Raw genomic sequence first — 12,326 nt, forward strand, 5'->3', positions numbered from 1 at the left:
AAGAGACTCAGTGAATAGCGGCACGTAGTGCGCCGGCAAGGTCCGAGATTGGTAGAACCGTAATTCCGTCGATCCCCATGGCCTCTTCACTTCCCTGTGCAGGAATGATGGCGACCTTGAATCCGAGGCGTGCAGCCTCTTGAATTCTGCGACGCACGCCAGTGCATGCGCGGACTTCTCCTGTGAGCCCTACTTCGCCGAAAGCAATCAGAGCGCTGCGTGTTGGGGTTCCCCGAATGGCCGAGACAATTCCGATTGCCGTTGCCAAATCGGCAGCCGGCTCACTGATACGGGCACCTCCGACAGTTGAGGCATAGACATCGCAATCAGAGGTATCGATACCGAGGCGTGCCTGAAGGACTGCCAAAATCATCGCTACGCGTGAGTGGTCAACTCCGACGGTAGTTCGACGAGGGGAACCAGCAGAAGTATGTGCGACAAGAGCCTGGATCTCAGTGGGGAGGGGGCGGCGTCCCTCAAGAGTGACGGTGACGCACGAGCCTGGAACTGCAGACTGGGACTGGGAAAGGAACAAACCCGAAGGGTCTGTCAAACCAACAATCCCGGTGTCGCTCAGTTCAAAGCAGCCCACTTCATCGGTGGGTCCATAACGATTCTTGACGGCTCTGAGCAAGCGAAGTCGCGTGTGCCGATCGCCTTCGAATTGGCAGACGACATCCACCAAGTGTTCAAGTAGGCGAGGCCCAGCAATCCCGCCATCTTTAGTCACATGGCCTACAAGGAGAATGGGGATTGAACGTTCCTTTGCAACGCGAATGAGAGCTGTTGCAACAGCGCGAACCTGTGCAACGCTACCGGCACTGCCATCGAGCTGGTCGGATTGAAGAGTCTGAACCGAGTCGATGATGACCAAAGAAGGGTTGGTTGCATCAATTTGGCCAAGAGCTGTGGAAAGTGATGTCTCATCCGCAAGAAAAAGCTGTGGGTGCAGGGCGCCAATACGTTCTGCGCGGCCCCTGACCTGTGAGGCAGACTCTTCGCCAGTGATGTACAAAACCGGTGCCACCGCGGCGCAGGTCGAAGCAACATCCAGAAGAAGAGTGGACTTTCCGACCCCGGGTTCGCCAGCAAGAAGGATGACAGCTCCGGGAACAATGCCCCCACCGAGAACGCGGTCAAACTCACCGATTCCGGTTGGCTTAGACCGCGCGCGTTCAGCACTGATGTCATTGATGGGCTGAGCAGGCTGACGAGGCGTGAGTGCGACAGCGGCACCTGGAACGGAAGCAGAGGGGCCAGACTCTTCCATGGAGTTCCATTGGTGGCACTCTCTACACTGGCCAACCCATTTGGGTGAGGTCCAACCGCATTCGCTGCAGCGGTACACGCTTTTTTCTTTCGCCATATCCCTACGCTAAACCACGCCACCGGCATCTGCGTCCAGATTGGCTTCGTACGCACATAGAATTCCCATCATGCAAATCTACAACACGGTGCATACGCAGAATAGGAAAAGTGAAGCCGCCACTTAGGGACGGTTTGCGAAATACTCCAAAAGTCGCGTATCGCCTGAAACCACAATGGTGTCTTCGCGGTTAATTCGAGTCGTCGCGTCGGCGTATTCAAAGGGCGCACCCGGACGAAGAATCCCCAACACGTTCACGCCGTAACGGCCTCGAAGATCGAGCTCACTGAGGGTGAAACCGCACACTTCTTTCGGCGGACGGAGCTTCATGATGGCAAAGCCGTCCTTGTCCATTTCGATGTAGTCGATCATGCGTCCACCAACGAGGTGGGCCGTACGCTGACCGGCATCATATTCGGGAGCAACAACGTGCTGGGCGCCGATGCGTCGAAGAATACGACTGTGTTCGCGCGAGATGGCCTTCGCCCAAATATTTGTCATTCCAATATCGACAAGGTTTGCAGTGATCAGCACCGAGGCCTCCAAGGAGGAACCAATCCCCACGACCGCGGAGTAGAAATCCCTTGCCCCCAACTGGTTCAGTGCTTCCATCGAGGAGGCATCGGCCTCGACAACGGGAATACGACCCGAGAACTGCTGGACGCGGCGGCTGTCTTTTTCGACGGCCAGCACTTCGTAGCCAAGCTTGTCCAGAGTGAGGGCAACAGCGGAACCGAAACGTCCCAATCCAATGACCAGGGTTCCCGATGCAAGGGTCTTTTCTTCTGCCATAGTCGTATTCTCCCACGAGTGCGGGCTTTTGCTCGTGGGGCGACGCGGCTCTTAGCCGATCAGCGGAGACTCGGCTGGTTGGCGAATTGCTCGAGGCCGATCGCGCAGAGCGAGCGCAGCTGCGAGGGTCATGGTTCCAGTACGTCCCGCAAACATCAGGGCTGCAAGAACGTATTTTGCAAGAGCTGGAAGATCGGGAGTAATACCCGTTGAAAGCCCAACGGTCGCGAATGCGGAAATCGATTCAAAGAGAACAACATCGAGACTGTAGCCGGTCAAAGTCAGCAAAACGACGGTCGAAAGAGCAACCAAAAGCGATCCCAAAAGGGTCACTGCAACGGCCAGGCGAAGCACCGAGTGGGGGATGCGTCGACTGAAGATTTCGATGTCGCGGTCGCCTCGGGCTTCGGCAGCGGCAGCCAACAGAAGAACGGCGAAGGTCGTGACCTTAATACCACCTGCGGTTGATACCGAACCGCCACCGATCATCATCATGATGTCTTGAATGAAGTGGGTCTGGGGGCGCATATTCGCCACGTCCAAAGAGGACAGGCCCGAGGAGCGGGTGTTGACCCCTGCCAGGAGGGAGTTCAACAGTCGTGAGGAAATATCAAGATCACCTAGGGTTGCCGAATTCGTCCATTCGGTGAAGGCAAAAGTGATGGTGCCAAAGAAAACTAGAAGAATGTATGTCGAAAGCGTGAGCTTCGTATGCAGGGCCCATCTAGAGGGAGTGCGCCAGTGCTGTGAGAGGTCGGAGATGACAGGAAATCCGATTGCCCCGACAAAGGTTCCCAAAATAATGGGACTGAGCATCCACCAGTCAGTGTGGTAGGGGACTAAGCCGCCGCTCAAGATCACGAAACCGGCATTATTGAACACCGAGATTGCCATGAAAGCCGCATGGAAGAGCGATTCCCATACCGTCTCATGACCCAGGGTAAGGAAGCGGGGAACGAAGGCGATGGTGAGCAAAACCTGAGCGATAAATGAGGTTCCGATGACCGCCTTCAATAGCGCGGTCAGCCTTCCCATGCCGCTGGATTTCGTCTCTACAGTTGCCAACATTCGCTGTGTCAGCCCCAGCTGCCGCGAAACGGCGTAGCTCAAAATGGTTGCCAGAGTAACGACACCCAGACCACCGATAAAGATGCCCATCGCAATGACGGTTTGGCCAAAAACTGACCAATATGTCGCGGTGTCAACAACGGTCAGGCCGGTCACGCAGACCGCTGAAATTGCAGTAAAGAGGATGTCGACGAAAGGCGCGCGTTCATCAGATGCTGTTGAAATCGGGAGTGCAAGAAGACAGGTGATGAATGCAATAAGCATGACGAAGACGATGAGCACCAGTCGTGCGGGTGAAAAACGAGCTTCGTGTGCAAACCAGACGCGGAAGCGAGTAAGAATTCCGGAATCTTCAAGGGTGGAGGGCCTGACTCCGGGGGGATAGACAACGGTAGGCGAAGGTCGATCTTCGGGGATGCCTGTCGGTCCGTAGCCTCGGCTTGAGTGAGCGAGTGCGCGACGATGCGACGCAGAGGAATGCTGATCGGATGCCCGACCAGGCGCGCTAGGGCGCCGATTTCTACGAGCCATGTCACCTCCAGAATCACTCGCAAGCTTCATCCTAATGCCCTAAAAGTCTATTGGCTGAAACGTATGTGAATAACGTGACACAGGGGACAGTAGTGATTGAAGAAAATTGAAGTGGAGAAAGTTGCCAAATGGGGGGATCTTTCCAGTATCATGAGACGGAATTAATCTTTGCACGTCTGGGAGTCATCAATGGATCAGCACTCTGCCCCGCGTTTTATGACGGTATCTGAGGTGGCGGATATTATGCGCGTCTCGAAGATGACTGTTTATCGTTTGATTCACAGCGGAGAGATGCCGGCGATTCGCGTCGGTAAGAGCTTCCGAGTTCCCGAGTCTGCGGTCGGCCAGCTGATCCGCGCCGGTCTGACTGATCACATCGATGAACGCGTTGCGGGGATTAACGGGTAATATAAACCTGCTGTGCCTTTTGGCACCTGACGTCAGGCGGTAGTCACCTCTGCCGCACCTACACACTCGAGGGAGGAACCCCATGGGCTCCGTCATTAAGAAGCGCCGCAAGCGCATGGCGAAGAAGAAGCACCGCAAGCTGCTGCGCAAGACGCGTCACCAGCGTCGCAACAAGAAGTGATCTTCTTGAAGGGTCCCTCCACTGGTGGGGCCCTTCGGCATATCTCCCGCAACGCATGCGCTGAATACTTCGCAGTATTGCCTCAGCGCAGTGGTACCTCCAGAAAGGCACTGTCATGAAGACTGTTATTCACGTGATGCGCCACGGTGAAGTTGATAATCCCGATGGTATTTTGTACGGCCGCCTTCCCGGTTATGGCTTAACTGACCTTGGTATTGAGATGGCCGAGGCCGTCGCTGAGTATTTTGTCGACAGTGGCGCTGATATTACCCACGTCGTTGCCTCGCCCCTGTTGCGTGCCCAGATGAGTGCAGCGCCGACCGCGCTTGCCTACGAGCTTGAGATTGAACATGATCACAACCTCATTGAGGCTGAATCGGTTTTTGAAGGTGTTGCGGTCAATGCGAATCCGTGGGTTCTTGCACGCCCCGAATACTGGCGTTACTACGTGAATCCTTTGCGCCCCTCTTGGGGAGAGTCCTACGCCCATGCTGCCCAGCGCATGACCCGAGCGGTTGCTCGCGCATTGCGTGAGGCGCGCGGCCACGAGGCGCTGCTGGTTTCGCACCAAATGCCGATCGTTTCGCTTCAGCGTCTGATCCGTCACCAGCCCCTGGGACACTCACCGCTGTCACGGCAGTGCTCCCTTGCTTCGCTGACCTCGCTCATTTTTGACGATGACGTGCTGGTTGGAATGACCTATAACGAGCCGGCTGCGCACCTGCTGTCTAAGGCCTCGGATATGGTTCCCGGGGTCTCTGAAGCTCAGCTCAAGCGCTAGTTCTTCCTTTACCCTTCTTCGGGCCCGTCCCCTTCATCCTCAGTGGTGGAGGGGTTTTCTTTATTCTTCCGTTCTTCTTCGCGCTTACGCTTCATCTGAAGATCTCGCTCTAAACGGAAGAGGAATTCGGGATCATCGTCTGGAGCGGTTGGGGCTTTGGGAGCCGATTGTGCCTGACGGTCTTCGGCATTTGCGACCATCTTGAGGACGATCCACGCAATTGCTCCAAGAGAAACGAATGGGACTGTCACGACCAAGATGATCAGCCAGGTCATTCGAGAAAGCTTCAAAGGCATTCTGTCGGCCGGCGTTGTTGCCCAATCTGAAATTGCATAAATCGATGCGGCGAACCATGCGACGATGAACAGAATACGTACCATGATTTGAGTTTAGAGCAGTTGCTCAGGCAAATGTACTTGAGACCAAGAGAGCGCTAACGAAGAGCGCCCACCCCAAGGTTAAAAAGCCGGTGTGCTTGAGGACAATGATGAGGTCCTTTCCCTTCACTCCACTCAACACCAAGTAGACCGGCTGGAAGATTGCCAAAATCCACGCAAGTGACGCCAAAATGCAGATGATGACATGGGTGCCGATCGCCGCGGGAAGCGCAAAAAAGACGGAGATTGGGGCCAATAGACACAGGGAAAAGAGGAAGCGAGAAGCTCGCTGTCCCAAGCGAACGGCCACGGTCTTTTTCCCGGTAGCGCTATCGGTAGGAATGTCGCGGATGTTGTTGACCATGAGCATTGCCACCGACATCAGACCCAAGCATGAGGCCATGAGCCACAGCCACCAAGGTGCTGAAGGGATATGTGTCCATGTCGTTCCAACGGTCGCCATCAGTCCGAAGAAAACGAAAACAAAGAGTTCAGATAGGCCGATACCCATATAGCCGTAGGGGTGTTTCCCGCCCGTGTAGAACCAGGCTGCTGCAACCGCAGCAATACCCGCGGCGATCAGAGGCCAGGTTCCACTGATTGCAACAAGGATCAACCCTAGGACGCCGGCTGCGGCGAAGCAGCCCAGTGCCGCCTTTAAAACAGTACGAGGCCGCGCAAGCCCAGAACCCGTCAAACGTTGGGGACCGCTTCGCTGGTCATCCGTCCCACGGATGCCATCGGAGTAGTCATTGGAGTAGTTCACGCCAACTTGAAGCAATAGGGCGACAAGAAGCGCTAGGACTGAGCGTACAGGATGAACAGCTCCCAAGGCGAAAGCCGCGGAGGCGCCGACGAAGACTGGAGCTGCAGCAGCAGGAAGGGTGCGCAGCCTGGCACCTTCAATCCAATCGCCCAGGCTTGCATGGCGCCTATTTTCAGTGCTCATCGGCGCCACTCAGACTCTGTGCCGGTGAGCGATTCAGCGAGCTGGCGTGCGGCAATACGATCGACCTTGCCGGAAGAAAGCTGCGGAATCGAAGAAACGAAAATCACGCGACGCGGTGCCTGCGGGCGACCGATCTGGGAAGAAACGGCCTCGCGGATGCGATGCCCCTGTTCCTCAACAAACTCAGGTGGGGGAGGGAAGGAAGGAGCGTCCTCGGGGACAACAAGGCAGGACAATGCCTGTCCCCATTTCTCATCGTCCAAGCCCAGCGCCCACGCGTCCTTGATGCCGGCCACGTTCTTTAGGGCATCCTCGACTCGGATCGGCGGAATGTTGAGCCCTCCGGAGATGATCATGTCGTCGGCGCGCCCCAGAACTTTCAAACGACCACCGGCGTCGATTACGCCGGTATCCCCGCTGATAAACCAACGGGTACCGGCCTCGTCGTGGAATGGGGTGTCGCCGACAAGGTAGCGCGTCAGCAAAACGGGGCCGGCGATAGCGATACGGGTGGCGCCCTCCCAATCGAGGGTACGGACCATAACTCCGGGAAGCGGGACTCCGTCATATACGCAGCCGCCGCAGGTTTCGGTCATTCCAAAAGACTCGACGATGGTGAGTCCTGCATCCTCGGCGCGTTGGCGCAGCGCGGGATCAAGACGGGTGCCGCCGATCAAGATGGTGTGGAGGCGCGCCAAGGCGCTCACGACTTCGTCGCCGGCGTTCAGGCAATCAACCAATTGGGTGGGGACGAGTGAGAGGTAGCCCGGCAGAGAAGGATCGGAGGTTGCCCCCGCAATCGCGGGAAGCAGATCCTTTGGATTGAAACCATGGGAACAATCGACGATCTGGGGCGAAATTTCGGTCGCGGCAGCGCGCATGAGTACTTGAGCACCCGCAATGTGGTGGGAACTCAGCGCCAAGATCCAGCGCCCCGGTCCTCCCAGAACGGAATGCGTCGCCTTGACCGAGGCCATGAGTGCATCGATGGAGAGGCCAACCAGTCGCGGTTCACCGGATGAACCTGAGGAGGCCAAAACCAGATCGATGTCGTCAAAAAGAGCGGGGTCGTCAATGCGGTCGGCAAGCTCTGGGTAGAGCTCTGGTGGGAAGGCTTCACGTGGTGTGGTCGCAGCTGTGCGCAAACTCGATGGGGGAACAAGCTCAGGGTCGCGAATAACAACAACGGTGTGTGGAGCGGGGTGGTCGGGGTCTGCCTGACGCTCTTCGTACAGCTCCGCGAGCTTGTGTAGCGAGGCATGAGCCATTGCTACAGATGCCGGGGAAGTGCCCCCCGGAACGACAAGAAGACGAAGGTCACTCACGTTTATCCCTCCTGGGGTCCGCCTGCTTTAACGGTACCCCCGACCAGTTGGAATAGGGTAACAGGAAACAATCTGGGCTGTCTGAAGATATTCGGGTCACATAGATGCGCACAATCTGTGAATTTCAAGCAAAAATGATGTGAAATCAGTAGGATAGAGGGGATGTCTGAACATAAATCTTCACGGTCACGTAAGCCGCTTGTGATCGGTGTAACGCTTGGATGCGTCCTGATTGCTCTGTGTGTGGCTGGGGTTGCTTATGCCCTGCACTATTCGACGCGTGCGCTGCCCAATGTCAGCGTGGCAGGTCAGCCGGTATCGGGAATGACCCGGGATGAAATCGCACAAATGGTTGATCAACGCGCGAAGACGATGCAGGTCAATGTCGTAGTTGAGGGGCATTCGACACCCCTGACGCTTTCCGATATGGGAATAACCGTTGATCCGCAGGGGAGTGCGGACCAAGCACTTGCCGCGAATTCGAACCTGTTTAATCGGTTCAAGGCGATTTTCGTTCACAATGACGTACCAGCTGCCATCACTGTCGATGATCTGAAGATGAAAGATCTGTCGAACTCGATTGCCTCCTCACTGGGAACTCCGGTGGTTGACGCTACTGTTCGTCCAGCCGAGGACCAAGAGTCCTTTGTTTCAACCAAATCCCAGGCTGGGCGTGGTGTTCCCTACGACGTCCTGCGCAATTCCTTGGACGAGGCCGCGCGGATGCTCCGCGGGGGAGAAGTGCAGTTGAGTGCAACTAACCTTCTTCCCGTGGTTGACGACGCAAGCGCGCAGACCATCGCCGAGGCCGCAAATAAGCTTGCGCAGATTCCCGTTGAGATCTCCGATGGTGAAGACACGATCGAGGCCAGTTCGAAGGATCGGGTTGGATGGGTGAAGATTGCTCTGGCCGATGATGGTTCCTTGAAGCAGCCTGCGATTGATGAAGAGCGCGTTCGTGAGTGGGTGCGTTCGCAGGGTGAAGAAACCAATCGTGATCCTGTGAATGGTCGCCACAACGTCAACTCTGCTGGCGATATCGTTCAGACTCCGAAGAAGGCTGTTGATGGCCGAAAGGTCAAGGACCTTGATGCGCTCTCTGCTTCGGTGATTACTTCACTCAAGGACAACAAGAAGTTCGAGGGGAACTTCAGCTACGACGTCACTCCGGCTACCTATGAACGCAAGCTCATTGCCGACGGAGCTGAAAACCTGGTTTATCAGGCCGCCCCGGGTGAGAAGTGGCTTGAGATCAATCTTGGAAACAACTCCGTTACCGCTTATGAGGGCGCCACAGTTGTCCACGGTCCGGTCGCGATTGTCCCCGGTTCACCTGGTCATGAGACTGTCACGGGACTCTACAACGTATACCTCAAGTATCAGGCGCAAGATATGGGGTGCACTCCGGATTGGCCTTACTGTGCGAAGGGAGTGCCGTGGGTGACCTACTGGACTGGCTCCTACGCGTTCCATGGTGCCCCTTGGCAGGATTCATTCGGCTGGAGTGGACCCGGCGGTTCACACGGCTGCATCAATATGCCAGTTGAAGAGGCGCATTGGGTGTATCAGTGGTCGGAGATTGGTACTCCGGTCATGTCGCACTACTAAAACGCTGGAGCTTTAAGTTTAGAGTCCTGCCTCGGCAAGGAGTGCTGAGACGCTCATGCCAAGCGCTTGTGCAATGCCGCTGAGTGTTGTCATGCGTGGGTTGGAAGCGCGCGCTTCGCCTTTACGCCCCGAAGCGCGTCCTGATTCCAGTAGTTGAATTTGGTTTTTCGTCACCCCAGAACGGTAGGCCAAGGTTTCTTGTGAGAGTTTGTGTTCCTCACGAAGTCTGCGGAGAGTAAAGCCAAATTCGCGCGCGTTTGAATCGTTCCAAAAAACCACCCACCTATATTGAGAAAAGGGACAAGAAGAGTACACCCTATATAGAAGGCGAATTTTAGTAGGTCTAAAACTGGTCCCTGATCAATGTTGAGCAGGGAGAATGGCGCGTTGCTCAAAGGACTTCGATCTGAGGGCCAATAGTCCAGTGATGTTCTTCTGCAAATGTGGGACAATATGAAGCGACAAATGTTGTCATCAATTAGGAGGCTCCTGTGCCCATCGCAACCCCTGAGGTTTACAACGAAATGCTCAACCGTGCGCGTGACGGAAAGTTCGCGTACCCCGCAATTAACGTGACCTCTTCTCAGACTCTGAGCGCTGCACTGCGCGGTTTCGCCGATGCTGAATCTGACGGCATCATCCAGGTTTCCGTGGGTGGCGCTGAATACTGGTCAGGTTCCACCGTCAAGGACCGTATCGCCGGCTCGTTGGCAATGGCTGCCTACGCCCGTGAGGTCGCAAAGAACTACGACGTCACCATTGCTCTGCACACCGACCACTGCGCAAAGCAGAACCTGGATTCCTGGACCGAGCAGCTCATGCACATGGAGGCCGAGGAAGTTAAGGCTGGTCGTCTTCCCTGGTTCCAGTCCCACATGTGGGATGGCTCCGCCATTCCGTTGGATGAGAACCTTGAGATCGCAAAGCGCCTGCTGCAGCTGGCCGTTGACTCTCACACCGTCCTCGAGATCGAGGTCGGCGCTGTGGGTGGCGAAGAAGACGGTGTCGTTGGTGAAATCAACGAGAAGCTGTACACCTCGACCGCAGATGCCATCAAGACCGTTGAGGCCCTGGGCCTTGGCGAAAAGGGCCGTTACATCACCGCTCTGACCTTCGGTAACGTGCACGGTGCGTACAAGCCCGGTCACGTCAAGCTGCGTCCTGAGCTCCTGGGCACCATCCAGGAAGAGGTTGCTGCTCACTACGGTCTGGATCACCGCCCCTTCGACCTGGTCATGCACGGCGGCTCCGGCTCCACCGACGAAGAGATCGCACTGGCAGTTGCCAACGGCGTCATCAAGATGAACGTTGACACCGATACCCAGTATGCCTTCACCCGCCCCGTGGTCAACTGGATGATGACCAACTACGAGGGTGTCCTCAAGATCGACGGCGAGGTCGGCAACAAGAAGAAGTACGATCCTCGCGCTTGGGGCAAGGAAGCTGAAGCCGGTATGGCTGCACGCGTTGTTGAGGCTGCTGAGCGTCTGGGCTCGGTCGGCACCAAGATGCGCTGATCGCTTCTGAAACTGCTTCATTAGCACTGAAAGGTGAGGGCACCCAAATGGGTGCCCTCACCTTTTCTGTTGTGATGTGCCTATCGATCGGAAGGACAGGCTAAACTTGTAGCTAGTCGAAGGACGATTCTCAGGGTCTTCGGAAGGATGACAATGATGACTGATACGACATGGACCCGCGTTGAGGGAATGATGATTGCCTCCCAGCTTGATCCCGATCAAGTTGCGCAGGTGCTCCGTGAGAGTTCCGTTTTGGCCCAATTGGAGTGGTTTGAGGCAACTCCTCAGCTTCTGGGCCTCAATATTGCGGTTGAGAACGGACGAGTCGCGACCCTTGCTGAAGGTGCTCAGGATGCGCAAGCGGGAATTACGGTCAGCGAGCTTGCTTCTCAGTTAGCGTCGCACTTCAAAGCAGAGGTGCGTCTAGGCGGAGAACATATCGATGCTCTTCCTCAGGGTGATAGCCCTCTGGCAGATTTCCTTCCCGAAGAGGTCGAAGAGTCAGAGTCGGGCGTTCGCGTCGTAGAAATTGGTCGTACCCCCGCATCTTCGGTTCCTCTCTTGGCTGCACTTGAGGGCGTCGATGTCGCAGATGTCGAGCTGAACAACGGGTATCGTGCACTGTTGGCAGAAATTCCCGAAGACAAGTCAGGATGGAACTTCGGTGATCTTCCGCTCGTTTCCTTGGCGATGACCGATGGTGATTTGCATCTGTACTTGGTGACCGATGATCATCTCGAGCATGTGCTGACCCATAACTGGGGGATGACAACGCGTATCGTGACCGGTTCCGCTTCTGCTGAGTCCGTCGATCCTTCGGTCGTCGACTTGGTGGGAGATCGCCCTGCCTTGCGTGAAATCGCGGCACACGTCCCGGGTGCTGATGTTGAGGCATTGCTGGCCGCTCAGGACCTTAACGGAGTTCATGCGATTACAGCCGTCGTGAAGGCTCTTGCGCTGCCTCACGGCGTTGCAGAGTTCCTCCAGGGTTCGATTGAAGCCGGGGATGTTGAAGGCGCAGTTCTCCACAATGCGCGCGGCATCTCGAACGCCATCGGTCGTAGCGTTGACATCATGATGACCGGGAACAAGGAAGAAGATCCCAGCGCTATTCAGAAGGCCTACATGGCGGTTGTCTCTGACCGTCCGTGGATTCTTTCAGCTCTCGCTTCTATCGAGGCGGCGGCCGGTGCGGCGCTGTTGGTTTCTGCGGTGAAGGCTACGAAGCCGCGTTCGGGATGGAAGATCTTCTCGGGTGTTTTCGGAGGTGCTCTTCTGGTGGATGCCTTCGCTGAACTTGCCTTGGCGCGCGTGATGCGTGCGAAGTTTGGACGCCGCTAAGGTCATTTGAAACGATACAAGCGCTGGGCTGCATGGTCAGCCCAGCGCTTCTTTATCCTCTCCGCGGGTAGCATTCGCTTGT

13 protein-coding genes are annotated in these 12,326 nt (G+C 56.1%); 6 read left to right on the top strand and 7 right to left on the bottom strand.

Going from position 1 to position 12,326, the window contains the following annotated elements; translation table 11 throughout:
- Positions 1-7 precede the first annotated feature (7 nt).
- The 3 genes from radA to HGAS_RS05835 all read right to left on the bottom strand — a co-directional run bounded on the left by radA (position 8) and on the right by HGAS_RS05835 (position 3,757).
- On the bottom strand, positions 8-1,366 hold the full coding sequence (gene radA, locus HGAS_RS05825; RefSeq protein ID WP_026066677.1) for a DNA repair protein RadA: 1,359 nt from the start codon (positions 1,364-1,366) through the stop codon (positions 8-10).
- A gap of 123 nt (positions 1,367-1,489) precedes the next feature.
- Positions 1,490-2,158, bottom strand: coding sequence for a potassium channel family protein (locus HGAS_RS05830; RefSeq protein WP_019126907.1), 669 nt, complete (start codon positions 2,156-2,158; stop codon positions 1,490-1,492).
- A 51-nt stretch (positions 2,159-2,209) separates the two neighbouring features.
- Positions 2,210-3,757, bottom strand: a complete 1,548-nt coding sequence (locus HGAS_RS05835) for a TrkH family potassium uptake protein (protein WP_019126908.1) — start codon at positions 3,755-3,757, stop codon at positions 2,210-2,212.
- Positions 3,758-3,946: 189 nt separating this feature from the next.
- On the opposite strand from HGAS_RS05835, the gene HGAS_RS05840 reads away from it, so the two are divergent.
- The 3 genes from HGAS_RS05840 to HGAS_RS05850 all read left to right on the top strand — a co-directional run bounded on the left by HGAS_RS05840 (position 3,947) and on the right by HGAS_RS05850 (position 5,127).
- Positions 3,947-4,165: a helix-turn-helix domain-containing protein gene (locus tag HGAS_RS05840; protein WP_009408561.1), complete on the top strand. Its 219-nt coding sequence runs from the start codon at positions 3,947-3,949 to the stop codon at positions 4,163-4,165.
- An 82-nt stretch (positions 4,166-4,247) separates the two neighbouring features.
- Positions 4,248-4,346, top strand: coding sequence for a 30S ribosomal protein bS22 (locus HGAS_RS08740; RefSeq protein ID WP_003792170.1), 99 nt, complete (start codon positions 4,248-4,250; stop codon positions 4,344-4,346).
- A gap of 115 nt (positions 4,347-4,461) precedes the next feature.
- Positions 4,462-5,127 (top strand): histidine phosphatase family protein, encoded by a 666-nt coding sequence (locus tag HGAS_RS05850; protein ID WP_019126909.1) that lies wholly within the window; start codon positions 4,462-4,464, stop codon positions 5,125-5,127.
- A gap of 8 nt (positions 5,128-5,135) precedes the next feature.
- On the opposite strand, the gene HGAS_RS05855 is transcribed toward HGAS_RS05850, so the two are convergent.
- Genes HGAS_RS05855 through HGAS_RS05865 form a run of 3 tightly spaced genes read right to left on the bottom strand, consistent with a single transcriptional unit; the run spans position 5,136 to position 7,778 of the window.
- A complete protein-coding gene (locus tag HGAS_RS05855; protein ID WP_019126910.1) occupies positions 5,136-5,507 on the bottom strand; it encodes a hypothetical protein in 372 nt (123 codons plus the stop codon).
- A 22-nt stretch (positions 5,508-5,529) separates the two neighbouring features.
- A complete protein-coding gene (locus HGAS_RS05860) occupies positions 5,530-6,453 on the bottom strand; it encodes a 1,4-dihydroxy-2-naphthoate polyprenyltransferase (protein WP_034234062.1) in 924 nt (307 codons plus the stop codon).
- Entirely contained in the window at positions 6,450-7,778 is a 1,329-nt protein-coding gene (locus HGAS_RS05865) for an AMP-binding protein (RefSeq protein WP_019126912.1), read from the bottom strand. Before HGAS_RS05865 ends, HGAS_RS05860 begins: the two co-directional genes overlap by 4 nt.
- Positions 7,779-7,940: 162 nt before the next feature.
- Here HGAS_RS05865 and HGAS_RS05870 point away from each other — a divergent pair, with 162 nt between their 5' ends.
- A complete protein-coding gene (locus tag HGAS_RS05870; protein WP_019126913.1) occupies positions 7,941-9,386 on the top strand; it encodes a L,D-transpeptidase family protein in 1,446 nt (481 codons plus the stop codon).
- A gap of 18 nt (positions 9,387-9,404) precedes the next feature.
- On the opposite strand, the gene HGAS_RS05875 is transcribed toward HGAS_RS05870, so the two are convergent.
- A complete protein-coding gene (locus HGAS_RS05875) occupies positions 9,405-9,701 on the bottom strand; it encodes a helix-turn-helix transcriptional regulator (RefSeq protein WP_316106283.1) in 297 nt (98 codons plus the stop codon).
- Between the two features lie 176 nt (positions 9,702-9,877).
- On the opposite strand from HGAS_RS05875, the gene fbaA reads away from it, so the two are divergent.
- On the top strand, positions 9,878-10,903 hold the full coding sequence (gene fbaA, locus HGAS_RS05880) for a class II fructose-bisphosphate aldolase (RefSeq protein ID WP_019126915.1): 1,026 nt from the start codon (positions 9,878-9,880) through the stop codon (positions 10,901-10,903).
- Between the two features lie 153 nt (positions 10,904-11,056).
- The gene (locus tag HGAS_RS05885; protein WP_019126916.1) at positions 11,057-12,244 is read left to right on the top strand and encodes a hypothetical protein; all 1,188 of its coding nucleotides are present in this window, start codon (positions 11,057-11,059) and stop codon (positions 12,242-12,244) included.
- Positions 12,245-12,326 lie beyond the last annotated feature (82 nt).

Origin of the sequence: Actinomyces sp. ph3, assembly GCF_000308055.1 — a bacterium.
Classification (GTDB): Bacteria; Actinomycetota; Actinomycetes; order Actinomycetales; family Actinomycetaceae; genus Pauljensenia.